Below are 22,577 nucleotides of genomic sequence, written 5' to 3' on the forward strand. Positions count from 1 at the left end.
CCCGCCATGGCCCCGTAATGTGTCGGTCGGGCAGGGACGCTTTCGCCGCATTCTGCGGTTATTGTCGTTTAAGCGATGGCGCGGCTCCCGGGATTTGCCGCCAACCCTCGCAAGATAAGGGCGCTTTCGCCCATGAAGGAGACAGGCATGAACCAAGAGGTCATGAATCTTTTCAATCCGCAGGTGCCTGCACAGAACTTCGATTCCATCCGGATTTCGATCGCCTCTCCGGAGAAGATTCTTTCCTGGTCCTACGGCGAGATCAAGAAGCCGGAAACCATCAACTACCGTACGTTCAAGCCGGAACGCGACGGTCTCTTCTGCGCGCGTATCTTCGGACCGATCAAGGACTACGAGTGCTTGTGCGGCAAGTACAAGCGCATGAAGTACAAGGGCATCATCTGCGAAAAGTGCGGCGTCGAAGTGACGCTGTCGCGCGTTCGCCGTGAGCGCATGGGCCATATCGAGCTCGCCGCTCCCGTTGCCCATATCTGGTTCCTGAAGTCGCTGCCATCACGTATTTCCACACTGCTCGACATGACGCTGAAGGATGTCGAGCGCGTCCTCTACTTCGAACACTATATCGTCACCGAGCCGGGTCTCACCGCGCTCAAGGAGCACCAACTCCTGACCGAAGAAGAGTACATGCTCGCCGTCGACGAATATGGTGAAGACCAGTTCACGGCCATGATCGGTGCGGAAGCCATCTACGAGATGCTGGCATCGATGAATCTCGAAAAGATCGCTGGCGATCTGCGCTCCGAGCTTGCCGACACCACGTCGGATCTCAAGCAGAAGAAGCTGATGAAGCGCCTGAAGATCGTCGAGAACTTCATGGAATCCGGCAATCGTCCCGAATGGATGATCATGAAGGTCGTTCCGGTCATCCCGCCAGATCTCCGTCCGCTCGTTCCGCTGGACGGCGGTCGTTTCGCGACGTCGGATCTGAACGATCTCTATCGCCGCGTTATCAACCGTAATAACCGTCTGAAGCGTCTCATCGAACTGCGCGCACCGGGCATCATCATCCGTAACGAAAAGCGCATGCTGCAGGAATCTGTCGATGCGTTGTTCGACAACGGCCGCCGTGGCCGCGTCATCACCGGCGCCAACAAGCGTCCGCTGAAGTCGCTGTCCGACATGCTCAAGGGCAAGCAGGGCCGCTTCCGTCAGAACCTGCTCGGCAAGCGCGTCGACTATTCCGGCCGTTCGGTCATCGTGACCGGTCCGGAACTGAAGCTGCATCAGTGCGGCCTGCCGAAGAAGATGGCGCTCGAGCTCTTCAAGCCGTTCATCTACGCCCGCCTCGACGCCAAGGGTTACTCCTCGACCGTCAAGCAGGCCAAGAAGCTGGTTGAGAAGGAAAAGCCGGAAGTTTGGGATATCCTCGATGAGGTCATCCGCGAGCATCCGGTTCTCTTGAACCGCGCGCCGACGCTGCACCGCCTGGGCATCCAGGCCTTCGAACCCATCCTGGTCGAAGGCAAGGCGATCCAGCTGCATCCGCTCGTCTGCACGGCCTTCAACGCCGACTTCGACGGCGACCAGATGGCCGTTCACGTGCCGCTGTCGCTCGAAGCCCAGCTCGAAGCCCGCGTTCTGATGATGTCGACCAACAACATCCTGCACCCGGCAAACGGCGCACCGATCATCGTTCCGTCGCAGGACATGGTTCTCGGCCTCTACTACCTCTCGATCGTGAATCAGAACGAGCCGGGCGAAGGCATGGCCTTCTCCGATCTCGGTGAGCTGCATCACGCGCTCGAAAACAAGGTCGTGACGCTGCACACCAAGATCCGCGGCCGCTTCAAGTCGATCGGCGAGGACGGCAAGCCCTACTCGAAGATCTATGAGACGACGCCGGGCCGCCTGCTCATCGGCGAACTTCTGCCGAAGAACGGCAAGGTGACCTTCGACATCTGCAACCAGGAAATGACCAAGAAGAACATCTCCAGGATGATCGACGCGGTTTATCGTCACTGCGGCCAGAAGGACACGGTCATCTTCTGCGACCGCATCATGCAGCTCGGTTTCACCCATGCCTGCCGCGCCGGCATTTCGTTCGGCAAGGACGACATGGTCATTCCGGAATCCAAGGCGAAGATCGTTGCCGACACCGAAAACCTGGTGAAGGAATACGAACAGCAGTACAACGACGGTCTGATCACTCAGGGCGAAAAGTACAACAAGGTCGTTGACGCGTGGGGCAAGGCCACGGAGAAGGTCGCCGAAGACATGATGGCCCGCATTAAGGCTGTCGAGTTCGACGATAAGACTGGTCGCCAGAAGCCGATGAACGCCATCTATATGATGTCGCACTCGGGTGCCCGTGGTTCTCCGAACCAGATGCGTCAGCTGGGCGGTATGCGCGGCCTCATGGCCAAGCCGTCCGGTGAAATCATCGAGACGCCGATCATCTCGAACTTCAAGGAAGGTCTGACTGTCAACGAGTACTTCAACTCGACGCACGGCGCCCGCAAGGGTCTGGCAGACACCGCCTTGAAGACCGCAAACTCCGGTTACCTGACCCGCCGTCTCGTCGACGTCGCGCAGGACTGCATCGTCACGCACGTCGATTGCGGTACCGAATCCGGCCTCACCATGACCGCCATCGTCGATGCCGGGCAGGTCGTTGCTTCGCTCGGCGCCCGCATCCTCGGCCGTACGGCCCTCGACAACATCGACCACCCGGTTACTGGCGAGCGTATCGTCGATGCCGGCAAGATGATCCTTGAGCCCGATGTCACCGAGATCGAGAAGGCTGGTATCCAGTCGATTCGTATCCGCTCGGCACTGACCTGCGAAATCCAGACGGGCGTCTGCTCGGTCTGCTACGGCCGCGACCTCGCGCGCGGTACGCCGGTAAACATGGGCGAAGCCGTCGGCGTTATCGCGGCTCAGTCGATCGGCGAGCCGGGCACGCAGCTCACCATGCGTACGTTCCACCTTGGTGGCACCGCAACGGTGGTCGACCAGTCGTTCCTGGAAGCCTCGTATGAAGGTACGGTGCAGATCAAGAACCGTAACATCCTGCGCAACTCCGATGGCAACCTCGTTGCCATGGGCCGCAACATGACCGTCCAGATCCTGGACGAGCGTGGCGTGGAGCGTTCCTCGCAGCGTGTTGCCTATGGTTCGAAGCTGCATGTCGACGAAGGCGACAAGGTCAAGCGCGGTCAGCGTCTGGCGGAGTGGGACCCCTACACCCGTCCGATGATGACGGAAGTAGCCGGTACGGTTCAGTTCGAAGATGTCGTCGACGGCCTCTCCGTTCTCGAAGCGACCGACGAATCCACCGGCATCACCAAGCGTCAGGTTATCGACTGGCGTTCGACCCCGCGCGGTTCGGATCTGAAGCCGGCCATCGTCATCAAGGACGCAAGCGGCAATGTCGCGAAGCTCTCCCGCGGTGGCGAAGCCCGCTTCCTGCTCTCGGTCGACGCGATCCTGTCCGTCGAGCCGGGCCAGAAGGTCTCCCAGGGTGACGTTCTTGCCCGTTCGCCGCTGGAGAGCGCCAAGACCAAGGACATCACCGGTGGTCTGCCGCGCGTTGCAGAATTGTTCGAGGCTCGTCGTCCGAAGGACCACGCCATCATCGCAGAGATCGATGGTACGATCCGCCTCGGCCGCGACTACAAGAACAAGCGCCGCGTCATCATCGAGCCGGCAGAAGACGGTGTCGAGCCTGTTGAATACCTGATCCCGAAGGGCAAGCCCTTCCACCTTCAGGAAGGCGACTATATCGAAAAGGGTGATTACATCCTCGACGGTAACCCGGCTCCGCACGACATCCTGGCGATCAAGGGCGTGGAAGCCTTGGCTTCCTACCTCGTCAACGAAATCCAGGAAGTCTATCGTCTGCAGGGCGTTGTCATCAACGATAAGCACATCGAGGTGATTGTTCGTCAGATGCTGCAGAAGGTGGAAATCACCGATGCAGGCGACTCCACCTACATCGTCGGCGACAATGTCGACCGTATCGAGCTGGAAGACGTCAACGACCAGCTCATCGAGGAAGGCAAGAAGCCTGCCAGTGGCGATCCGGTTCTGCTCGGCATCACCAAGGCATCGCTGCAGACCCCGTCCTTCATCTCGGCCGCGTCCTTCCAGGAAACGACCAAGGTGCTGACGGAAGCCGCGATTGCTGGCAAGACCGATGGCCTACAGGGTCTGAAGGAAAACGTCATCGTCGGCCGCCTGATCCCGGCCGGTACCGGTGGCACCATGACCCAGATCCGCCGCATCGCGACGGCTCGCGACGACCTGATCCTGGAAGAGCGCCGCAAGGGCTCCGGGGCAGCGGCTGCAACGCCGATGCTGCAGGACCTGGCGAACGAAAGTGCTCCGGCCGCCGAATAACAGGCAGTCCAGAGTCTGGAAATTCAAGGCCGCCCGGAGAAATCCGGGCGGTTTTTTTGTCCGGTAATATCTGGATACCTCATTCCAATCGGAAAACGACAAAGCCGCCGGTAAGCCGGCGGCTTTGCGATGAATGTCGAACTTGCTGGGGCCGTTGGCGACGGTATCGCGATTACACGCTGCGCGCCCGCCTCCCTCATTGATATCGGCCAAAATGGAAAGGTGAGGGTGGAGGATCGGGCCCGCGCGGCGCGCAGGCCCATTCTTTGTCTATAGGCTTAGCTGAAGCGGATGATCGAGACTTCGCCGTCCAGTGCACCCTGATAGGCGGAGGCGTGCGGTTCTTCGGAGGGCACTTCGGTCAACATGCCGATCTGGTCGAGATCGGCCTCGATGAAGCCTTCCTCGGCAAGTGCGTTCAAGGCTTCCCGCACGGCGCTGTCATCATCGGCAGCCTTCAGCATGACGTGCAGGTCCACGCCCTCGCTTGTATCGGATTCATAGCCTTTGCCGATGATGATGAAGATCATCGGTCCGTCGAAATTGTTGTCGTTGTCCGGTGTCCCGATCATCTTTTTGTCCTTCGGCTCTCTGAGAATCGCAATATGCAGGTCCCACATAAGGGCTTGATGCCTGCAAAAACTGATTCCTATCTGTTTTTGCTGCAATGCCCAAGTTTATCTTGCCGGGTATCTTTAACCGGCTTAAAGAGCCTGTAAACAGCCTGTTTTCAGGGCTTTTGAAGTCGCCTGGGCGGAGATTATTTCTTAACCGGCCTTGACGAGCAGGGCGGAAACCAGTAGTACGCCCGCCATCGGATCCCATGTGAGGTTTGGCTGTTCGGGGCGACGCGCCCTGAAGATCGCCTCAAACAAGGTTCTAAACGCACGTTGAAGTCATGATGCTGCACGCATGACGCACCTTTTGCGTCCTCTGCTCTATGTGGTCCATCTGCGGAAGCGGATCGGGCCATATTTTGCGCATTGAGGGAAATATGTGTGGCAATGCCGGAAACGGCGAAGTTCGAGCCCGCAAGGGTACTGAGACAAACGTAAGGGATGGTTGAATGCCTACCGTAAACCAGCTGATCCGCAAGCCTCGCCAGGCGAACGTAAAGCGTAACAAGGTTCCCGCTCTTCAGGAGAACCCGCAGAAGCGCGGTGTTTGCACCCGCGTTTACACCACGACGCCGAAGAAGCCGAACTCGGCTCTGCGTAAGGTCGCAAAGATCCGCCTCACCAACGGCTTCGAAGTCATTGGTTACATCCCCGGTGAAGGTCACAACCTTCAGGAACACTCTGTCGTCATGATCCGCGGCGGCCGCGTCAAGGACCTTCCGGGTGTCCGTTACCACATCATCCGCGGCGTTCTCGATACCCAGGGTGTCAAGAACCGCAAGCAGCGCCGTTCCAAGTACGGTGCGAAGCGTCCGAAGTAATTTCGCCCCGGGCGGTATCGCCCGGAAAGGCTTGAAAGTGAGATTCCGGCGCTGCGCGAGGTCCTCCGCGTGGTGAAGCGCCTTAACAGTTAAAGAGACGAGAAGTATGTCCAGACGCCATAAAGCAGAAAAGCGCGAGATCAATCCGGACCCGAAGTTCGGTGACCTCGTTGTCACGAAGTTCATGAATGCCATCATGCTGGACGGCAAGAAGTCCGTCGCTGAAAGCATCGTTTACGGCGCGTTCGACTCCGTGCAGGGCAAGTCGAAGCAGGAGCCGCTCACGGTTTTCCATTCCGCGCTCGACAACATCGCTCCGCACGTTGAAGTCCGTTCGCGCCGCGTCGGTGGTGCGACCTACCAGGTTCCGGTCGATGTCCGTCCGGAGCGCCGCCAGGCTCTCGCCATCCGCTGGCTGATTGCTGCTGCGCGCAAGCGCAACGAAACCACCATGATCGATCGTCTTTCGGGCGAACTTCTCGACGCATCCAACAACCGCGGTTCCGCGGTCAAGAAGCGCGAAGACACGCACAAGATGGCTGATGCCAACCGCGCGTTCTCGCATTATCGCTGGTAATCCCGAACGATATCGAAAGGCAGTCCATAATGGCTCGCGAATATAAGATCGAAGACTACCGCAATTTCGGTATCATGGCGCACATCGACGCCGGCAAGACCACGACAACCGAGCGTATCCTTTATTACACCGGCAAGTCGCACAAGATCGGTGAAGTCCACGATGGCGCGGCCACGATGGACTGGATGGAGCAGGAGCAGGAACGCGGCATTACGATCACGTCTGCTGCCACCACGACCTTCTGGAAGGGCCGTGACGGCAAGATGCGCCGCTTCAACATCATCGACACTCCCGGCCACGTCGACTTCACCATCGAAGTCGAGCGTTCGCTGCGCGTTCTCGACGGCGCCATCGCGCTGCTCGATGCCAACGCCGGTGTCGAGCCGCAGACGGAAACCGTCTGGCGCCAGGCTGAGAAGTACAACGTTCCGCGCATGATCTTCTGCAACAAGATGGACAAGACCGGTGCGGATTTCTACCGCTCGGTTGAGATGATCAAAACCCGTCTGGGTGCGATCGCTGTCGTCATGCAGCTGCCGATCGGCGCTGAAAGCGACTTCAAGGGCGTTATCGACCTCGTCGAGATGAACGCCCTGATTTGGCGCGACGAATCGCTCGGCGCCCAGTGGGACGTCGTCGAGATCCCGGATGACATGAAGGCCAAGGCTGAAGAATATCGCGAAAAGCTGATCGAGACCGTTGTCGAGATCGACGAAGCCGCGATGGAAGCCTACCTCGAAGGCAACATGCCCGACAACGACAAGATCCGCGAACTCGTTCGTCGCGGTACGATTGACGTCAAGTTCCATCCGATGTTCTGCGGTACGGCTTTCAAGAACAAGGGCGTTCAGCCGCTGCTCGACGCCGTTGTCGACTACCTGCCGTCGCCGCTCGACATTCCCGCGATCAAGGGCATCGACTTCAAGACCGAAGCCGAAATCGAGCGTCATGCAGATGACTCCGAGCCGCTCTCCATGCTCGCGTTTAAGATCATGAACGACCCCTTCGTCGGTTCGCTCACCTTCGCCCGCATCTACTCCGGCAAGCTCGAAAAGGGTTCGTCGGTCATGAACACGGTCAAGGACAAGCGCGAGCGCGTTGGCCGCATGCTGCAGATGCACTCCAACTCGCGTGAAGACATCGAAGAAGCCTTTGCCGGCGATATCGTTGCTCTCGCAGGTCTCAAGGAAACCACCACGGGTGACACGCTCTGCGACCCGCTGAAGCCGGTTATTCTTGAGCGCATGGAGTTCCCGGAGCCGGTCATCCAGATCGCTATCGAGCCGAAGTCCAAGGGCGACCAGGAAAAGATGGGCCTCGCGCTCAACCGCCTGGCAGCCGAAGATCCGTCCTTCCGCGTGAAGACGGACCAGGAATCCGGTCAGACGATCATCGCTGGCATGGGCGAACTGCACCTCGACATCATCGTCGACCGCATGCGCCGTGAGTTCAAGGTTGAAGCAAACGTCGGCGCGCCGCAGGTTGCTTACCGCGAAACCATTACGCGCCAGCACGAAGAAGACTACACGCACAAGAAGCAGTCCGGTGGTACCGGCCAGTTCGCACGCGTCAAGATCGTCTTCGAACCGAACCCGGATGGCGACGACTTCAAGTTCGAATCCAAGATCGTCGGCGGTGCTGTTCCGAAGGAATACATCCCGGGCGTTCAGAAGGGTATCGAAAGCGTTCTGTCTTCCGGTCCGCTGGCTGGCTTCCCGATGCTCGGCGTCAAGGCGACGCTCATCGACGGCGCCTTCCACGACGTCGACTCTTCGGTCCTGGCGTTCGAAATCGCTTCCCGCGCCTGCTTCCGTGAAGCGGCAAAGAAGGCTGGAGCTCAGCTCCTCGAGCCGATGATGAAGGTCGAAGTCGTTACCCCGGAAGACTATGTTGGTGACGTTATCGGCGACCTGAACTCCCGCCGTGGTCAGATCCAGGGTCAGGAAAGCCGCGGCGTCGCCGTTGTCATCAATGCCAACGTCCCGCTGGCCAACATGTTCAAGTACGTCGACAACCTGCGCTCCATGTCGCAGGGCCGTGCTCAGTACACGATGACCTTTGATCACTACGCGCCGGTCCCGTCGAACGTCGCAACCGAAATCCAGGCAAAGTATTCCGGTCAGAAGTGACCGGAATACCAATTGACCGATAACAAGAATTAGCGCCCCTCGGGCCAAAGAATGGAGAGCCGAAAATGGCAAAGAGTAAGTTTGAGCGCAACAAGCCGCACGTCAACATTGGCACGATCGGCCACGTTGACCATGGCAAGACGTCTCTGACGGCAGCGATCACGAAGTACTTCGGTGAGTTCAAGGCGTATGACCAGATCGACGCGGCACCGGAAGAAAAGGCGCGCGGCATCACCATTTCGACGGCACACGTCGAGTATGAGACGCCGAACCGCCACTATGCGCACGTCGACTGCCCCGGCCACGCCGACTATGTGAAGAACATGATCACGGGTGCTGCGCAGATGGACGGCGCGATCCTGGTCTGCTCTGCTGCTGATGGCCCCATGCCGCAGACGCGCGAGCACATCCTGCTCGCCCGCCAGGTTGGCGTTCCGGCGATCGTTGTGTTCCTCAACAAGGTCGACCAGGTCGATGACGCCGAGCTTCTCGAGCTCGTCGAACTGGAAGTGCGCGAACTTCTGTCGTCCTACGACTTCCCGGGCGACGACATCCCGGTCGTCAAGGGTTCGGCGCTTGCTGCGCTTGAAGATTCCGACAAGAAGATCGGTGAAGACGCGATCCGCGAGCTGATGGCTCAGGTTGACGCCTACATCCCGACGCCTGAGCGTCCGATCGACCAGCCGTTCCTGATGCCGATCGAAGACGTGTTCTCGATCTCGGGCCGCGGTACGGTTGTGACCGGCCGCGTCGAGCGTGGTATCGTCAAGGTTGGTGAAGAAGTCGAGATCGTCGGCATCCGTCCGACGTCGAAGACGACGGTGACCGGCGTTGAAATGTTCCGCAAGCTGCTCGACCAGGGCCAGGCCGGCGACAACATCGGCGCACTGGTTCGCGGTGTGAACCGTGACGGCGTCGAGCGTGGCCAGATCCTGTGCAAGCCGGGCTCTGTCAAGCCGCACAAGAAGTTCAAGGCCGAAGCCTACATCCTGACGAAGGAAGAAGGCGGCCGTCATACGCCGTTCTTCACGAACTACCGTCCGCAGTTCTACTTCCGCACGACGGACGTGACGGGTATCGTCACACTTCCGGAAGGCACGGAAATGGTCATGCCTGGCGACAACGTCACTGTTGACGTCGAGCTGATCGTTCCGATCGCGATGGAAGAAAAGCTTCGCTTCGCGATCCGCGAAGGCGGCCGCACCGTCGGTGCAGGCATCGTTGCTTCCATCGTCGAGTAATTCATTCGGCTGCTCCGGTGGAGCAGCCGATTCGATGACATTATTATGAAGCAGGCGGCGCTGGCCGCTTGCTTATTACACAGAAATGTTGCAAATGGCGCGCGAGCGCGATTTGCGTGCCGCTTTGGATGACGAAGCGGTGACTGAACAAACAATAAGGTGGGTCAAAAAGGCCCTGAAGAGTGGATAGGGAAGCCGTAACAGGCATCTCTCTCGATCTTTGAAACCGGTGGTCCGCCTTAGGAAGAAAAGAACAACCCATGTCTTGCCCAAAGACATGAGGGAAAACAAACACAAGGATAACGTCGAATGAACGGCCAAAATATCCGCATTCGCCTGAAGGCGTTCGATCACCGGATTCTCGATGCTTCCACGCGCGAGATCGTGTCGACGGCGAAGCGCACCGGTGCAAGCGTCCGGGGCCCCGTTCCGCTTCCGACCCGCATCGAGAAGTTTACGGTCAACCGGTCCCCGCACATCGACAAGAAGAGCCGCGAACAGTTCGAGATGCGCACGCATAAGCGCCTGCTCGACATCGTAGATCCGACCCCGCAGACGGTGGACGCGCTGATGAAGCTCGATCTCGCCGCAGGTGTCGATGTTGAGATCAAGCTCTGAGCTTGCTCGAGCTGAGTTGGAAGGATTGAACCGATGCGTTCAGGTGTGATTGCACAGAAGGTGGGAATGACCCGCGTCTACAACGACGCCGGCGAGCATGTCCCGGTAACGGTACTGCGTTTGGATGGCTGCCAGGTCGTGGCCCAGCGCACCGTAGAAAAGAATGGCTATACCGCGCTTCAGCTTGGTGCTGGCCAGGCCAAGGTAAAGAACACGTCCAAGGCGATGCGCGGCAACTTTGCCGTCGCTAACGTTGAGCCGAAGTCAAAGCTCCAGGAATTCCGTGTTTCGGAAGACAACCTGCTCGATATCGGCACTGAGCTCAAGGCCGGCCACTTTGCTGCTGGCCAGCTCGTCGATGTCACCGGCACCACGGTCGGTAAGGGCTTTGCCGGCGCCATGAAGCGCCACGGTTTCGGCGGTCTGCGCGCCACGCACGGTGTGTCTGTTTCGCACCGCTCGCATGGTTCGACGGGTTCGCGCCAGGATCCGGGCAAGGTTTTCAAGAACAAGAAGATGGCTGGTCATATGGGCCAGACGCGCGTGACGACGCAGAACCTTGAAGTGGTTTCGACCGACGAAGATCGTGGTCTGATCCTGATCAAGGGTGCAGTACCCGGTTCCAAGGGTGCCTGGATCATCGTGCGCGACGCCGTCAAGTCGGCAGCGAAGTAAGGGAGCCAGACCAATGGAATTGAACGTCAAGACCCTCGAGGGCAAAGACGCTGGGAAGGTTTCCCTTTCTGATGCGATTTTCGGCCTTGAGCCCCGCGAAGACATTCTCGCCCGCGTCATCCGCTGGCAGCTTGCCAAGAAGCAGCAGGGCACCCATCAGGCAAAGGGCCGCGCGGACGTTTCCCGCACCGGCGCCAAGATGTACAAGCAGAAGGGTACGGGCCGCGCTCGTCACCATTCGGCTCGTGCTCCGCAGTTCCGCGGCGGTGGTAAGGCCCACGGCCCGGTCGCCCGCAGCCATGAACACGACCTTCCCAAGAAGGTTCGCGCGCTCGGCCTGCGTCATGCGCTGTCCGCCAAGATCAAGGCAGACGAACTGATCATCATCGATGATCTGGTCGCCAACGAAGCAAAGACGAAGGCTTTGGCCGGCGTATTCGCCTCGCTGGGCCTCACCAACGCCCTCTTCATCGGTGGCGCCGAGCTCGACGGTAACTTCAAGCTCGCTGCTCAGAACATCCCGAACGTCGATGTTCTGCCGATCCAGGGCATTAACGTTTACGACATCGTCCGCCGCGGCAAGCTCGTGCTTTCCAAGGCTGCCGTTGAAGCGCTAGAGGAGCGATTCAAGTGACCGATCTTCGCCACTACGATGTGATCGTTTCTCCTGCGATCACCGAAAAGTCCACGCTGGTATCGGAAAACAACCAGGTTGTTTTCAATGTCGCCAAGAAGGCGACGAAGCCGGAAATCAAGGCTGCGGTCGAGGCGCTCTTCGGCGTCAAGGTCACGGCCGTCAACACCCTGTTGCGCAAGGGCAAGACCCGCCGGTTCCGCGGTTTTGTCGGCAAGCAGCAGGACGTGAAGAAGGCTGTCGTGACGTTGGCTGAAGGCCAGACGATCGACGTCTCCACCGGTCTCTGAGGAATAAAAAGATGGCATTGAAAACATTCAATCCGACGACCCCGAGCCAGCGCCAGCTGGTCATCGTCGACCGTTCGGGCCTCTACAAGGGCAAGCCGGTCAAGTCGCTGACGGAAGGTCTCACCAAGAGCGGTGGTCGTAACAACCTCGGCCGCATCACGGCCCGCTTCATCGGCGGTGGTCACAAGCGTACGTATCGCATCATCGACTTCAAGCGTCGCAAGTTCGACGTCGAAGGGACGGTCGAGCGTATCGAATACGACCCGAACCGTACGGCTTACATCGCGCTCGTCAGCTATGCCGACGGCGAGAAGGCCTACATCATCGCTCCGCAGCGTCTTGCTGCCGGCGACAAGGTCATCGCTTCCGACAAGGCCGTAGACGTCAAGCCCGGCAACACGATGCCGCTGCAGTACATTCCGGTCGGCTCCATCATCCATAACGTGGAAATGAAGCCGGGCAAGGGCGGTCAGATTGCCCGCTCCGCCGGTTCCTACGCGCAGCTCGTCGGCCGCGACCAGGGCATGGCGATCCTTCGCCTGAACTCCGGCGAACAGCGCCTTGTGCACGGCACCTGCCTTGCTTCGATCGGTGCTGTGTCGAACCCTGACCATGCCAACATTAACGACGGCAAGGCCGGTCGTACCGTTTGGCGCGGGAAGCGTCCGCATAACCGCGGCGTCGTCATGAACCCGGTCGACCATCCGCACGGCGGTGGTGAAGGCCGCACCTCTGGTGGTCGTCACCCGGTTTCTCCGTGGGGCAAGCCGACCAAGGGCAAGCGCACCCGGTCGAACAAGTCGACCGACAAGATGATCATGCGCTCGCGTCATCAGCGTAAGAAGTAAGAGAGGAAGTCCTCAATGGCTCGTTCAGTATGGAAAGGTCCGTTTGTTGACGGCTATCTTCTCAAGAAGGCTGAGAAGGTTCGTGAAGGCGGACGTGCAGAAGTAATCAAGATCTGGAGCCGTCGCTCCACGATCCTGCCGCAGTTCGTTGGTCTCACCTTCGGCGTCTACAACGGCAGCAAGCATGTTCCGGTCAGTGTCAATGAAGACATGGTCGGACACAAATTCGGTGAATTCTCTCCGACCCGTACCTATTACGGTCACGGCGCGGACAAGAAGGCAAAGAGGAAGTAACGATGGGTAAGGCTAAAGCCGAACGCCGGCTGAAGGACAACGAGGCGCAAGCAGTCGCCCGTACGCTCCGCGTCAGCCCACAGAAGCTCAACCTGGTTGCTGCGGCCATCCGCGGCAAGAAGGTCGAGCGTGCACTCGCTGAGCTGGAATTCTCCCGCAAGCGCATCGCAGGCGCCGTCAAGAAGACGCTCGAATCTGCGATCGCTAACGCCGAGAACAACCATGACCTCGACGTCGACGCTCTCGTCGTCGCCGAGGCCTATGTCGGCAAGTCGATTGTCATGAAGCGCTTCCACGCCCGCGGCCGCGGCCGCGCATCGCGCATCGAACGTCCGTTCGCTCACCTGACGATCGTCGTTCGTGAAGTGCAGGCACAAGAGGAGGCCGCATAATGGGTCAGAAAATCAATCCGATTGGTTTCCGTCTTGGCATCAACCGTACCTGGGATAGCCGCTGGTTTGCGGACAATGCCGAGTACGGCCAGCTCCTGCACGAAGACCTGAAGATGCGTAAGTTCGTCATGAGCGAACTGAAGCAGGCCGGTATCTCCAAGGTGGTCATCGAGCGTCCGCACAAGAAGTGCCGCGTCACGATCCATTCGGCCCGTCCGGGCCTGATCATCGGCCGCAAGGGCGCCGACATCGACAAGCTCCGCAAGAAGCTGTCGGACATGACGAACTCCGAAACGCACCTCAACATCGTTGAAGTGCGCAAGCCGGAAATCGACGCGACGCTCGTCGCTCAGTCGATCGCCCAGCAGCTCGAGCGCCGCGTGGCTTTCCGCCGCGCCATGAAGCGCGCCGTTCAGTCCGCGATGCGTCTTGGCGCCGAAGGCATCAAGATCACCTGTGCAGGCCGTCTTGGCGGTGCAGAAATCGCTCGTACGGAATGGTACCGCGAAGGCCGCGTTCCGCTGCACACCCTGCGCGCTGACATCGACTACGGTACGGCTGAAGCCGAAACCGCATTCGGTATCTGCGGCATCAAGGTCTGGATCTTCAAGGGCGAAATCCTTGAGCACGATCCGATGGCTTCCGAACGTCGCGCGCTGGAAGGCGATGCGCAGGGTCCGGCAAGCCGCGAACGCGACCGTGGCGATCGTCGCCGCGAACGCGACAACGCGTAATTAGCGCTGGCGAAAGATAAGCTCGGAGAAGTAAGAAAATGTTGCAGCCAAAGCGTACTAAGTACCGCAAGCAGTTCAAGGGCCGCATCAAGGGCGTAGCCAAGGGCGGTTCTGATCTGGCCTTCGGCGAATTCGGCCTGAAGGCTCAGGAGCCGAACCGCGTTAACGCACGCGAGATCGAAGCGGCCCGCCGCGCGATCACGCGTTACATGAAGCGTGCCGGCCGTGTTTGGATCCGCGTGTTCCCGGACGTTCCGGTAACCGCAAAGCCCACCGAAGTCCGCATGGGTAAGGGTAAGGGTTCCGTGGAATACTGGGCATGCAAGGTCAAGCCCGGTCGTATGATGTTCGAGATCGACGGTGTCTCCGAGGAAATCGCGCGTGAAGCGCTTCGCCTCGGCTCGGCCAAGCTCTCGGTCAAGACGCGCTTCGTTCAGCGCATCGCAGAGTAAGGAGAAGGCACGATGAAAGCCGAAGAAGTACGCGGCCTCACGGCCGACCAGCTCAAGGACAAGCTTGCCGACCTGAAGAAGGAGCAGTTCAACCTGCGCTTCCAGAAGGCGACCGGCCAGCTTGAGAAGTCCTCGCGCATCAACGAAGTCCGCAAGGACATCGCCCGCGTCAAAACCATTGCCCGCCAGAAGGCGGCAGAAGCAAAGGCTTAAAGGAAAAAAACATGCCGAAGCGTATTCTGCAGGGCGTCGTGGTTGGTGACAAGAACGAGAAGACTGTCGTAGTTCGCGTTGAGCGTCGTTTCGCTCATCCGCTGCTCCAGAAGACCGTTCGTCGCTCCAAGAAGTACAAGGCCCACGACGAAAATAATCAGTACAAGATCGGCGATATCGTCTCCATCGAGGAGTGCGCGCCGATCTCCAAGGACAAGCGCTGGACGGTTATCGCCGCCCAGGCCAAGTAAGAATTTTGCGCGAGGCCTTGCGTCTCGCGGAAATTTCTGTATGAAGCAGCGTCGGAACGCTCGAATGCCGGGCGTTCTTTTGCTTTAAGCGCACGGAAGGTCCCATCTGGGAAACCACCCTGGCAACGATCGATCCCGCGCTATTCAAGCTATTGCCGTGTTTTCGCTGTCCCTGTGACGAGCGGCCGGCAGACATTTTTCATAAGCCGGGAGAGGGGGCTTTGCCCAACCATTCCGGTAGGAACAAGAAGGCGACCTGATATGATTCAGATGCAAACAAACCTCGACGTCGCGGATAATTCCGGCGCCCGTCGTGTCATGTGCATCAAGGTGCTGGGCGGCTCGAAGCGTAAGTATGCCTCGATCGGCGACGTTATCGTCGTTTCGATCAAGGAAGCGATCCCGCGCGGCCGTGTGAAGAAGGGTGACGTGATGAAGGCGGTTGTCGTTCGCACCGCCAAGGACATCCGTCGTCCGGATGGCTCTGTCATCCGCTTCGACACCAACGCAGCAGTCCTCATCGACAACAAGAAAGAGCCGATCGGCACCCGTATCTTCGGACCGGTTCCGCGCGAATTGCGTGCGAAGAACCACATGAAGATCATCTCGCTGGCTCCCGAAGTACTGTAAGGAGCGAGAACGATGCAGAAAATTCGTAAGGGCGACAAGGTCGTCATGCTCGCAGGCAAGGACAAGGGCCGTACTGGCGAAGTCCTTCAGGTCCTGCCGAAGGAAGATCGCGCCGTGGTTCGCGGCGTTAACGTCGTAAAGCGCCATCAGCGTCAGACGCAGACCCAGGAAGCCGGGATCATTTCCAAGGAAGCTTCGGTCCACCTGTCCAACGTCGCGATCGTCGACAAGGACGGCAAGCCGACCCGCGTCGGCTTCAAGGTTGTTGACGGCAAGAAGGTCCGCGTGGCCAAGCGTTCGGGAGAAGTGATCGATGGCTGAGGCAAAGTACGAGCCGCGGCTCAAGAAGGAATATGTCGAGCGGATCCGTAAGGCGATGCAGGAGAAGTTCTCCTACACCAACGAGATGATGATCCCGAAGCTCGACAAGATCGTTATCAACATGGGTGTGGGCGAAGCCACGGCTGACTCGAAGAAGCCGACTGTTGCTGCTGCCGACCTGGCTGCCATTGCTGGCCAGAAGCCGGTCATCACCCGTGCACGCAACTCTATCGCTGGCTTCAAGGTCCGCGAAAACATGCCGATCGGCGCGAAGGTCACCCTGCGCGGCGCCCGCATGTACGAGTTCCTGGATCGCCTGGTCAACATCGCGCTTCCGCGCGTTCGCGACTTCCGCGGCCTGAACTCGAAGAGCTTTGACGGCCGTGGCAACTTTGCCATGGGCATCAAGGAGCACATTGTGTTCCCTGAAATCAACTACGACAAGGTTGATCAGATGTGGGGCATGGACATCATCGTTTGCACGACGGCCACGACCGACGACGAAGCTCGCGCACTCCTCACGGAGTTCAGCTTCCCGTTCCGTCAGTAACCGGAACGACGAGCGTAGAAAAGGAACCTGACATGGCGAAGACAAGCGCAGTTGAAAAGAACAAGCGCCGCCGTAATACGGTCGCAAACCAGGCCGCCAAGCGTGCTGCCCTGAAGGCGATCATCATGAACCAGGCTCTTCCGATCGAAGAGCGGTTCAAGGCCTCGATCAAGCTGGCATCCCTGCCGCGTGACGGATCGAAGACCCGCATTCGCAACCGTTGCGAAGTGTCCGGTCGTCCGCGCGCTTACTACCGTAAACTGCGTATGTCGCGTATCGCGCTGCGCGAACTGGGCAATCTCGGCAAGGTGCCGGGCATCGTCAAGTCGAGCTGGTAAGGAGCAGGTTATATGACAATGACTGATCCGTTGGGCGATATGCTCACCCGTATCCGCAACGGCGCTTCGCGTCGCAAGTCGTCGGTTTCGACACCTGCTTCCAAGCTCCGTGCACGTGTTCTCGATGTCCTCCAGTCCGAAGGCTACATCCGTGGCTACTCCGTCGTCGATTTCGGCAACGGCAAGTCCGAACTGAACATTGAACTGAAGTACTATGAAGGCGCATCGGTGATCCGTGAGATCGGCCGTGTGTCCAAGCCGGGCCGCCGGGTTTATGTCTCGGTCAAGTCCATTCCGCAGGTCGCGAACGGCCTCGGCATCACCATCCTTTCGACCCCGAAGGGCGTGATGGCCGATCACCAGGCTCGCGAACAGAACGTTGGTGGCGAGGTTCTCTGCTCGGTCTTCTAAGACTGCGCAGGGTCTCCATAGCGAACAGACAGGATTGAAACATGTCTCGTATCGGTAAGAAGCCCGTTCAGGTGCCTGCTGGGATCACGGCTACGGTCGATGGCCAGAAGGTTACCGCTAAGGGCCCGAAGGGCGAGCTGTTTTTCGTCGCAAACGACGAAATCAGCCTCAAGCTCGAAAACAATGCGGTCGTCGTAACGCCGCTCAGCCAGACGAAGGATGCTCGTTCGAAGTGGGGCATGTCCCGCACGATGATCGAAAACATCTTCAAGGGCGTCAAGGACGGCTTCGAGCGCAAGCTCGAAATCAACGGCGTTGGTTACCGTGCTTCCCTGCAGGGCAAGAACCTGCAGCTGGCGCTCGGTTTCAGCCACGACGTAGTCTACGAACCGCCGCAGGGCATCACGATCGCTGTACCGAAGCCGACGGAAATTGTCGTCACCGGCATCAACAAGCAGCAGGTCGGCCAGGTCGCCGCCGAGATCCGCGAATACCGCGGTCCGGAACCCTACAAGGGCAAGGGCGTCAAGTATGCCGAAGAGCGGATTGTCCGCAAAGAAGGCAAGAAGAAGTAAGGATCACGCGAAATGGCTAGCAGGAAAGAAGCACTTGCACGTCGTGCCAACCGCGTGCGCCGTCATCTCAAGTCGGTGGCTAACGGCCGTCCGCGCCTGTCGGTTCATCGCTCGTCGAAGAACATTTATGCTCAGATCATCGACGATGTTGCCGGCAAGACCCTTGCCGCTGCATCGACCCTCGACAAGGATCTGCGCGGTTCTCTGAAGACCGGTGCCGACACCGCAGCAGCAGCCCTCGTTGGCAAGCTCGTTGCAGAGCGCGCTTCGAAGGCAGGTGTCACCGAGGTCGTTTTCGACCGTGGCGCCTTCATCTATCACGGCCGCATCAAGGCACTGGCAGATGCAGCCCGCGAAAGCGGTCTGACCTTCTAATCAGTTTCCGGCCGAAGGCTTTTAAGCCTCGGCCGGATTTCACTGGACCGCAAACCGTTCCCTTGGGGAAGCCGATGCGGTCCTCGTTTTGTTTGCCGATTGCACCCGGAAAAGAAAAAGGAAGAGGACAATGGCACAGGAAAGAAGGCCGCAGCGGGAAGACCGCCAGAGCCGCGAAGAGCGCGATAGCGAATTCGTCGACAAGCTGGTCGCGATCAACCGCGTCGCCAAGGTTGTTAAGGGTGGCCGTCGCTTCGGCTTCGCCGCTCTCGTCGTCGTCGGCGACCAGAAGGGCCGCGTAGGCTTCGGCCATGGCAAGGCACGCGAGGTGCCGGAAGCCATCCGCAAGGCAACCGAAGCCGCCAAGCGTGAACTGATCTTCGTACCGCTGCGTGACGGCCGTACGCTGCATCACGACGTCCATGGCCGTCATGGCGCCGGCAAGGTTTTGCTGCGCTCGGCCAAGGTCGGTACCGGTATCATCGCCGGTGGTCCGATGCGCGCCGTTTTCGAAACGCTCGGCGTCCACGACGTCGTCGCCAAGTCGACTGGTTCGTCGAACCCCTACAACATGGTTCGCGCCACCTTCGACGCTCTGAAGCACCAGGTTCACCCGAAGGACATCGCAGCCCAGCGCGGCATCAAGTATGCTACGCTCCAGGCTCGCCGTGCCGCTTCTGGCAACGCCTCTGAAGAATAAGAGGAGCTGACCAATGGCCAAGGCTACCAAGAAGGCTGAAGCGAAGACTGTTACGATCGAACAGATCGGCAGCCCGATTCGCCGTCCGGACGTCCAGCAGCGTACGCTGATCGGTCTCGGACTGAACAAGATGCACCGTCGCCGCACGCTGGAAGACACTCCGGCCGTTCGTGGCATGATCCGCGCAGTCCAGCATCTCGTTCGCGTTGTCGACGAGAAGTGAGACCGGAGTAAAGCTCATGAAACTCAATGAAATCAAGGATAACGAAGGCTCTACCCACAGCCGCAAGCGTCTCGGCCGCGGTATCGGCTCGGGCTCCGGCAAGACCGGTGGTCGCGGTGTAAAGGGTCAGAAGTCCCGTTCGGGCGTTGCCATCAACGGCTTCGAAGGCGGTCAAATGCCCATCTACCGTCGCCTGCCGAAGCGCGGCTTCAACAACATCTTCGCAGCCGACTACGTCGTCGTATCGCTGGCACGCATCCAGGCTGCCGTCGACGCCGGCAAGCTCGACGCGAAGGCAACGGTTGATGCGGCTGCTCTCAAGGCCGCCGGCGTCATCCGCCGCGCCAAGGACGGCGTTCGCGTTCTCTCCGACGGCGAGCTCAAGGCCAAGATCACGCTCGAAGTTGCAGGCGCTTCCAAGTCTGCTGTCGAGAAGATCGAAAAGGCCGGCGGCAAGGTAACGCTTCTTTCTGCCGCAGCGGCAGAATAATAAACTCATGATATATCGCCCGGGGTGCTTCACACCGGGCGATTTTGCTCCCATATGTGAGCCTCACAAAAACCTGCTTGGACGCATCCGCGTCGGGACGGTAAGACTGAAAACGAGGGTGAGGCATAGGGTTGCGCCAGCGATCCGTCCGAAGCCCGGTTTTTAAAAGAAATTCATACTGATTCCGGTGCCGGCCGACTCGAGAGCGCCCGGAATTGGTAGCGCGGAGAAACGCATGGCTTCTGCAGCGGAACAACTGGCTTCAAACCTCAATTTTTCGACCTTCGCCAAAGCCGAGGATCTTAAGAAGCGCCTGTGGTTCACACTGGCAGCTCTCCTCGTCTACCGGCTGGGTACCCATATTCCGCTTCCAGGCCTTAATCCGCAGGCCTATGCCCAGGCCTTCCAAGGCCAAGCTGGCGGTATTCTCGGCCTCTTCAACATGTTCTCGGGCGGCGCCGTTCAGCGCATGGCGATCTTCGCGCTCGGCATCATGCCCTACATCTCCGCTTCGATCATCGTGCAGCTCATGACTTCGGTCGTGCCGGCGCTCGAAAACCTGAAGAAGGAAGGCGAGCAGGGTCGCAAGATCATCAACCAGTACACCCGCTACGGCACGGTCATCCTCGGCGCGCTCCAGGCCTACGGCATTGCCGTTGGTCTCGAAAGCGGTAACGGCCTCGTTGTCGATCCGGGCTGGTTCTTTAAAATTTCGACCGTTCTGACGCTCCTCGGCGGCACGATGTTTCTGATGTGGCTCGGGGAGCAGATCACCTCGCGCGGTATCGGCAACGGTATTTCGCTGATCATCTTCGCAGGCATTGCGGCCGGTCTTCCAACAGCCCTTGCCGGTACGCTGGAACTCGGCCGCACCGGTGCGCTGTCGACGACGCTCATCCTGGCTGTCATCGTCGTTGCGATCGCCGTCATCGCCGTCATCGTCTTCGTTGAGCGCGCGCAGCGCCGCCTTCTGATCCAGTATCCGAAGCGTCAGGTCGGCAACCGCATGTTCCAGGGCGACACCTCGCACCTGCCGCTGAAGCTGAACACCTCGGGCGTCATCCCGGCAATCTTCGCATCCTCGCTGCTGCTTCTGCCGGCGACGCTTGCGGGCTTTGCCAGCACGACGGCCATGCCGGCTTGGGCAACATCCATCGTTGCTGCGCTCGGCCATGGTCAGCCGCTTTACATGGTGCTCTATGCGGCACTCATCGCCTTCTTTGCCTTTTTCTACACGGCCATCGTCTTCAATCCGAAGGACACGGCCGACAATCTGAAGAAGCATGGCGGCTTTATCCCCGGCATCCGCCCGGGCGATCGCACTGCCGAATATATCGACTACGTGCTGACCCGTATCACGGTGATCGGCGCTATCTATCTCGTCTTCGTCTGTATCCTGCCTGAGATCCTGGTGTCGCAAACCGGCATTCCATTAGCCCTTGGTGGGACTTCGCTTTTGATCGTGGTTAGCGTAACTCTTGATACGGTGGCACAGATCCAGGGCCATCTGATCGCACAGCAGTACGAAGGCCTGATCAAGAAATCGAAGCTGCGTGGAGGAAAGAGGGGGCGATGAGACTTATACTTTTGGGGCCGCCGGGCGCGGGTAAGGGGACCCAGGCCCAGCGGATCGTGGAAAAGCATGGTATTCCGCAGCTTTCCACGGGTGACATGCTGCGCGCCGCCGTTCAGGCCGGTACTGAAGTCGGCAAGCGTGCCAAGGCTGTCATGGACGCCGGAAATCTGGTCTCGGACGAGATTGTCAACGCCATCGTCTCCGAACGAATCGATCAACCTGATTGCGCTAACGGTTTCATCCTTGACGGTTTCCCGCGCACGCTGGTGCAGGCGGATGCCACTGAGGCGATGCTGAAGGCCAAGGGTCTTGATCTCTCTGTCGTCATCGAATTCCGTGTCGACGACAAGGAACTGGTTCGCCGCGTGGCAGGTCGCTACTCCTGTGCTGAGTGCGGCACGGTCTATCACGATACGGACAAGGTCCCAGACAAGGAAGGTGTCTGCGACAAGTGCGGTTCGACCCACTTCAAGCGCCGTCCCGATGACAATGCCGAGACCATGACCAAGCGTCTCGAGGTCTACTACAAGGAAACCTCGCCGCTGATCGGCTACTACTACGCCAAGGGCAAACTCAAGTCCGTGGATGGTATGGCCGAAATCGATCAGGTTACGACCGAGATCGAAGGTATTCTTTCCAAGCTTTAAGGCTTTGAAAATAAACTTGGCGGGAGCGGTTGCTTTTTTGCACTGATTCCGTTAAACCGCGCCAACTCGCGACATTCCCTGCGATCGGCGCGGATTTCCCGAAGGAAATCCGGGTTCGATCGTTTTGCGATGTTACGAACCCGAATTTGAACGAGCGGCCTCTGGCTGCATAACGAAGCCCTATTGCCGGATGGCAACTGGAATGCAAGGAGAATAGGCGTGGCACGTATCGCTGGCGTCAACATCCCGACTGCAAAGCGCGTCGTCATCGCGCTGACCTACATTCACGGGATTGGATCGAAATTCGCGCAGGAAATCGTCGAGAAGGTCGGTATTCCGGCTGATCGCCGCGTTCATCAGCTCACGGATGCTGAGATACTTCAGATCCGTGAAACCATCGACCGTGACTATCAGGTCGAGGGCGATCTTCGTCGCGAAACCTCGATGAACATCAAGCGCCTGATGGACCTCGGTTGCTACCGCGGCCTGCGTCATCGCCGTGGCCTGCCGGTCCGCGGTCAGCGCACGCACACCAATGCTCGTACCCGCAAGGGTCCGGCAAAGGCGATCGCTGGTAAGAAGAAGTAATTCCCGGG

The 22,577-nt window shown here is 59.1% G+C and carries 30 protein-coding genes; 29 read left to right on the forward strand and 1 reads right to left on the reverse strand.

Annotated features, from left to right (window positions below):
• Window positions 1-147 precede the first annotated feature (147 nt).
• Complete coding sequence (rpoC, locus tag KQ933_RS05515) at window positions 148-4,359, forward strand: DNA-directed RNA polymerase subunit beta' (RefSeq protein WP_216757736.1); 4,212 nt, start codon at window positions 148-150, stop codon at window positions 4,357-4,359.
• 278 nt (window positions 4,360-4,637) lie between these two features.
• Here the strand turns inward: rpoC and KQ933_RS05520 are convergent, their stop codons facing one another.
• Window positions 4,638-4,931 (reverse strand): transcriptional regulator, encoded by a 294-nt coding sequence (locus KQ933_RS05520; protein WP_112547859.1) that lies wholly within the window; start codon window positions 4,929-4,931, stop codon window positions 4,638-4,640.
• A 494-nt stretch (window positions 4,932-5,425) separates the two neighbouring features.
• Here KQ933_RS05520 and rpsL point away from each other — a divergent pair, with 494 nt between their 5' ends.
• From rpsL to rpsM, 28 genes are all read left to right on the forward strand, one after another.
• Window positions 5,426-5,797 (forward strand): 30S ribosomal protein S12, encoded by a 372-nt coding sequence (gene rpsL / locus KQ933_RS05525; RefSeq protein WP_003547537.1) that lies wholly within the window; start codon window positions 5,426-5,428, stop codon window positions 5,795-5,797.
• A gap of 106 nt (window positions 5,798-5,903) precedes the next feature.
• Window positions 5,904-6,374, forward strand: coding sequence for a 30S ribosomal protein S7 (gene rpsG / locus KQ933_RS05530; protein ID WP_007817128.1), 471 nt, complete (start codon window positions 5,904-5,906; stop codon window positions 6,372-6,374).
• Between the two features lie 29 nt (window positions 6,375-6,403).
• A complete protein-coding gene (gene fusA, locus KQ933_RS05535; RefSeq protein WP_216757737.1) occupies window positions 6,404-8,503 on the forward strand; it encodes an elongation factor G in 2,100 nt (699 codons plus the stop codon).
• A 65-nt stretch (window positions 8,504-8,568) separates the two neighbouring features.
• The gene (tuf, locus tag KQ933_RS05540) at window positions 8,569-9,744 is read left to right on the forward strand and encodes an elongation factor Tu (RefSeq protein ID WP_183730064.1); all 1,176 of its coding nucleotides are present in this window, start codon (window positions 8,569-8,571) and stop codon (window positions 9,742-9,744) included.
• A 309-nt stretch (window positions 9,745-10,053) separates the two neighbouring features.
• Entirely contained in the window at window positions 10,054-10,362 is a 309-nt protein-coding gene (rpsJ, locus tag KQ933_RS05545; RefSeq protein ID WP_003547547.1) for a 30S ribosomal protein S10, read from the forward strand.
• A gap of 33 nt (window positions 10,363-10,395) precedes the next feature.
• Window positions 10,396-11,037: a 50S ribosomal protein L3 gene (gene rplC, locus KQ933_RS05550; protein ID WP_216757738.1), complete on the forward strand. Its 642-nt coding sequence runs from the start codon at window positions 10,396-10,398 to the stop codon at window positions 11,035-11,037.
• Window positions 11,038-11,050: 13 nt separating this feature from the next.
• Window positions 11,051-11,671: a 50S ribosomal protein L4 gene (rplD, locus tag KQ933_RS05555; protein ID WP_183730058.1), complete on the forward strand. Its 621-nt coding sequence runs from the start codon at window positions 11,051-11,053 to the stop codon at window positions 11,669-11,671.
• On the forward strand, window positions 11,668-11,961 hold the full coding sequence (locus KQ933_RS05560) for a 50S ribosomal protein L23 (protein WP_007812862.1): 294 nt from the start codon (window positions 11,668-11,670) through the stop codon (window positions 11,959-11,961). Before rplD ends, KQ933_RS05560 begins: the two co-directional genes overlap by 4 nt.
• Before the next feature lie 11 nt (window positions 11,962-11,972).
• Window positions 11,973-12,809, forward strand: a complete 837-nt coding sequence (rplB, locus tag KQ933_RS05565; RefSeq protein WP_216757739.1) for a 50S ribosomal protein L2 — start codon at window positions 11,973-11,975, stop codon at window positions 12,807-12,809.
• Window positions 12,810-12,824: 15 nt separating this feature from the next.
• Complete coding sequence (rpsS, locus tag KQ933_RS05570; RefSeq protein ID WP_007531666.1) at window positions 12,825-13,103, forward strand: 30S ribosomal protein S19; 279 nt, start codon at window positions 12,825-12,827, stop codon at window positions 13,101-13,103.
• 2 nt (window positions 13,104-13,105) lie between these two features.
• The gene (gene rplV / locus KQ933_RS05575; RefSeq protein WP_007812866.1) at window positions 13,106-13,495 is read left to right on the forward strand and encodes a 50S ribosomal protein L22; all 390 of its coding nucleotides are present in this window, start codon (window positions 13,106-13,108) and stop codon (window positions 13,493-13,495) included.
• Window positions 13,495-14,229: a 30S ribosomal protein S3 gene (rpsC, locus tag KQ933_RS05580; RefSeq protein WP_112572305.1), complete on the forward strand. Its 735-nt coding sequence runs from the start codon at window positions 13,495-13,497 to the stop codon at window positions 14,227-14,229. The genes rplV and rpsC overlap by 1 nt, the downstream gene beginning before the upstream one ends.
• Before the next feature lie 38 nt (window positions 14,230-14,267).
• Window positions 14,268-14,681, forward strand: a complete 414-nt coding sequence (gene rplP / locus KQ933_RS05585) for a 50S ribosomal protein L16 (protein WP_003573792.1) — start codon at window positions 14,268-14,270, stop codon at window positions 14,679-14,681.
• Between the two features lie 12 nt (window positions 14,682-14,693).
• On the forward strand, window positions 14,694-14,894 hold the full coding sequence (gene rpmC / locus KQ933_RS05590; protein WP_007531673.1) for a 50S ribosomal protein L29: 201 nt from the start codon (window positions 14,694-14,696) through the stop codon (window positions 14,892-14,894).
• A gap of 11 nt (window positions 14,895-14,905) precedes the next feature.
• Window positions 14,906-15,145, forward strand: coding sequence for a 30S ribosomal protein S17 (rpsQ, locus tag KQ933_RS05595; RefSeq protein ID WP_007812872.1), 240 nt, complete (start codon window positions 14,906-14,908; stop codon window positions 15,143-15,145).
• 261 nt (window positions 15,146-15,406) lie between these two features.
• Window positions 15,407-15,775 (forward strand): 50S ribosomal protein L14, encoded by a 369-nt coding sequence (gene rplN, locus KQ933_RS05600; protein WP_003573790.1) that lies wholly within the window; start codon window positions 15,407-15,409, stop codon window positions 15,773-15,775.
• A gap of 12 nt (window positions 15,776-15,787) precedes the next feature.
• Window positions 15,788-16,096, forward strand: coding sequence for a 50S ribosomal protein L24 (gene rplX / locus KQ933_RS05605; protein WP_183743772.1), 309 nt, complete (start codon window positions 15,788-15,790; stop codon window positions 16,094-16,096).
• On the forward strand, window positions 16,089-16,646 hold the full coding sequence (gene rplE / locus KQ933_RS05610) for a 50S ribosomal protein L5 (protein WP_216757740.1): 558 nt from the start codon (window positions 16,089-16,091) through the stop codon (window positions 16,644-16,646). The genes rplX and rplE overlap by 8 nt, the downstream gene beginning before the upstream one ends.
• 32 nt (window positions 16,647-16,678) lie before the next feature.
• On the forward strand, window positions 16,679-16,984 hold the full coding sequence (gene rpsN / locus KQ933_RS05615; protein WP_018115514.1) for a 30S ribosomal protein S14: 306 nt from the start codon (window positions 16,679-16,681) through the stop codon (window positions 16,982-16,984).
• Window positions 16,985-16,996: 12 nt separating this feature from the next.
• A complete protein-coding gene (gene rpsH, locus KQ933_RS05620; protein WP_004674934.1) occupies window positions 16,997-17,395 on the forward strand; it encodes a 30S ribosomal protein S8 in 399 nt (132 codons plus the stop codon).
• Between the two features lie 41 nt (window positions 17,396-17,436).
• Window positions 17,437-17,970 (forward strand): 50S ribosomal protein L6, encoded by a 534-nt coding sequence (rplF, locus tag KQ933_RS05625; RefSeq protein WP_216757741.1) that lies wholly within the window; start codon window positions 17,437-17,439, stop codon window positions 17,968-17,970.
• A 12-nt stretch (window positions 17,971-17,982) separates the two neighbouring features.
• Window positions 17,983-18,345: a 50S ribosomal protein L18 gene (gene rplR / locus KQ933_RS05630; RefSeq protein ID WP_183730048.1), complete on the forward strand. Its 363-nt coding sequence runs from the start codon at window positions 17,983-17,985 to the stop codon at window positions 18,343-18,345.
• Between the two features lie 130 nt (window positions 18,346-18,475).
• Window positions 18,476-19,045: a 30S ribosomal protein S5 gene (gene rpsE, locus KQ933_RS05635; RefSeq protein WP_007812885.1), complete on the forward strand. Its 570-nt coding sequence runs from the start codon at window positions 18,476-18,478 to the stop codon at window positions 19,043-19,045.
• A gap of 13 nt (window positions 19,046-19,058) precedes the next feature.
• Window positions 19,059-19,268 carry a 50S ribosomal protein L30 gene (gene rpmD / locus KQ933_RS05640; protein WP_007812887.1) on the forward strand — a complete coding sequence of 70 codons (210 nt, stop codon included), beginning with the start codon at window positions 19,059-19,061 and terminating at the stop codon, window positions 19,266-19,268.
• 16 nt (window positions 19,269-19,284) lie between these two features.
• Complete coding sequence (rplO, locus tag KQ933_RS05645) at window positions 19,285-19,758, forward strand: 50S ribosomal protein L15 (protein ID WP_216757742.1); 474 nt, start codon at window positions 19,285-19,287, stop codon at window positions 19,756-19,758.
• Window positions 19,759-19,993: 235 nt separating this feature from the next.
• Window positions 19,994-21,334: a preprotein translocase subunit SecY gene (gene secY, locus KQ933_RS05650; protein ID WP_216757743.1), complete on the forward strand. Its 1,341-nt coding sequence runs from the start codon at window positions 19,994-19,996 to the stop codon at window positions 21,332-21,334.
• Window positions 21,331-21,981, forward strand: a complete 651-nt coding sequence (locus tag KQ933_RS05655; protein WP_216757744.1) for an adenylate kinase — start codon at window positions 21,331-21,333, stop codon at window positions 21,979-21,981. The genes secY and KQ933_RS05655 overlap by 4 nt, the downstream gene beginning before the upstream one ends.
• Window positions 21,982-22,200: 219 nt before the next feature.
• On the forward strand, window positions 22,201-22,569 hold the full coding sequence (gene rpsM, locus KQ933_RS05660; RefSeq protein ID WP_216757745.1) for a 30S ribosomal protein S13: 369 nt from the start codon (window positions 22,201-22,203) through the stop codon (window positions 22,567-22,569).
• Window positions 22,570-22,577: the final 8 nt, after the last annotated feature.

The organism is Rhizobium sp. WYJ-E13, assembly GCF_018987265.1.
In the GTDB taxonomy this organism is placed as follows: domain Bacteria; phylum Pseudomonadota; class Alphaproteobacteria; order Rhizobiales; family Rhizobiaceae; genus Rhizobium.

What these genes read in the sequence shown, in the direction of transcription:
- rpmD (WP_007812887.1), top strand. Translation starts at nt 19,059, where the DNA reads ATGGCCAAGGCTACCAAGAAGGCTGAAGCGAAGACTGTTACGATCGAA.
- rplD (WP_183730058.1), top strand. Translation starts at nt 11,051, where the DNA reads ATGGAATTGAACGTCAAGACCCTCGAGGGCAAAGACGCTGGGAAGGTT.
- rplO (WP_216757742.1), top strand. Translation starts at nt 19,285, where the DNA reads ATGAAACTCAATGAAATCAAGGATAACGAAGGCTCTACCCACAGCCGC.
- rpsL (WP_003547537.1), top strand. Translation starts at nt 5,426, where the DNA reads ATGCCTACCGTAAACCAGCTGATCCGCAAGCCTCGCCAGGCGAACGTA.
- rpsC (WP_112572305.1), top strand. Translation starts at nt 13,495, where the DNA reads ATGGGTCAGAAAATCAATCCGATTGGTTTCCGTCTTGGCATCAACCGT.
- rplP (WP_003573792.1), top strand. Translation starts at nt 14,268, where the DNA reads ATGTTGCAGCCAAAGCGTACTAAGTACCGCAAGCAGTTCAAGGGCCGC.
- rplR (WP_183730048.1), top strand. Translation starts at nt 17,983, where the DNA reads ATGGCTAGCAGGAAAGAAGCACTTGCACGTCGTGCCAACCGCGTGCGC.
- rplN (WP_003573790.1), top strand. Translation starts at nt 15,407, where the DNA reads ATGATTCAGATGCAAACAAACCTCGACGTCGCGGATAATTCCGGCGCC.
- KQ933_RS05520 (WP_112547859.1), bottom strand. Translation starts at nt 4,931, where the DNA reads ATGATCGGGACACCGGACAACGACAACAATTTCGACGGACCGATGATC.
- rplF (WP_216757741.1), top strand. Translation starts at nt 17,437, where the DNA reads ATGTCTCGTATCGGTAAGAAGCCCGTTCAGGTGCCTGCTGGGATCACG.
- KQ933_RS05655 (WP_216757744.1), top strand. Translation starts at nt 21,331, where the DNA reads ATGAGACTTATACTTTTGGGGCCGCCGGGCGCGGGTAAGGGGACCCAG.
- rplV (WP_007812866.1), top strand. Translation starts at nt 13,106, where the DNA reads ATGGGTAAGGCTAAAGCCGAACGCCGGCTGAAGGACAACGAGGCGCAA.
- rpoC (WP_216757736.1), top strand. Translation starts at nt 148, where the DNA reads ATGAACCAAGAGGTCATGAATCTTTTCAATCCGCAGGTGCCTGCACAG.
- secY (WP_216757743.1), top strand. Translation starts at nt 19,994, where the DNA reads ATGGCTTCTGCAGCGGAACAACTGGCTTCAAACCTCAATTTTTCGACC.
- rpsQ (WP_007812872.1), top strand. Translation starts at nt 14,906, where the DNA reads ATGCCGAAGCGTATTCTGCAGGGCGTCGTGGTTGGTGACAAGAACGAG.
- rpsH (WP_004674934.1), top strand. Translation starts at nt 16,997, where the DNA reads ATGACAATGACTGATCCGTTGGGCGATATGCTCACCCGTATCCGCAAC.
- rpsE (WP_007812885.1), top strand. Translation starts at nt 18,476, where the DNA reads ATGGCACAGGAAAGAAGGCCGCAGCGGGAAGACCGCCAGAGCCGCGAA.
- tuf (WP_183730064.1), top strand. Translation starts at nt 8,569, where the DNA reads ATGGCAAAGAGTAAGTTTGAGCGCAACAAGCCGCACGTCAACATTGGC.
- fusA (WP_216757737.1), top strand. Translation starts at nt 6,404, where the DNA reads ATGGCTCGCGAATATAAGATCGAAGACTACCGCAATTTCGGTATCATG.
- rpsG (WP_007817128.1), top strand. Translation starts at nt 5,904, where the DNA reads ATGTCCAGACGCCATAAAGCAGAAAAGCGCGAGATCAATCCGGACCCG.
- rplX (WP_183743772.1), top strand. Translation starts at nt 15,788, where the DNA reads ATGCAGAAAATTCGTAAGGGCGACAAGGTCGTCATGCTCGCAGGCAAG.
- rpsJ (WP_003547547.1), top strand. Translation starts at nt 10,054, where the DNA reads ATGAACGGCCAAAATATCCGCATTCGCCTGAAGGCGTTCGATCACCGG.
- rplB (WP_216757739.1), top strand. Translation starts at nt 11,973, where the DNA reads ATGGCATTGAAAACATTCAATCCGACGACCCCGAGCCAGCGCCAGCTG.
- rplE (WP_216757740.1), top strand. Translation starts at nt 16,089, where the DNA reads ATGGCTGAGGCAAAGTACGAGCCGCGGCTCAAGAAGGAATATGTCGAG.
- rpmC (WP_007531673.1), top strand. Translation starts at nt 14,694, where the DNA reads ATGAAAGCCGAAGAAGTACGCGGCCTCACGGCCGACCAGCTCAAGGAC.
- rpsS (WP_007531666.1), top strand. Translation starts at nt 12,825, where the DNA reads ATGGCTCGTTCAGTATGGAAAGGTCCGTTTGTTGACGGCTATCTTCTC.
- rplC (WP_216757738.1), top strand. Translation starts at nt 10,396, where the DNA reads ATGCGTTCAGGTGTGATTGCACAGAAGGTGGGAATGACCCGCGTCTAC.
- rpsN (WP_018115514.1), top strand. Translation starts at nt 16,679, where the DNA reads ATGGCGAAGACAAGCGCAGTTGAAAAGAACAAGCGCCGCCGTAATACG.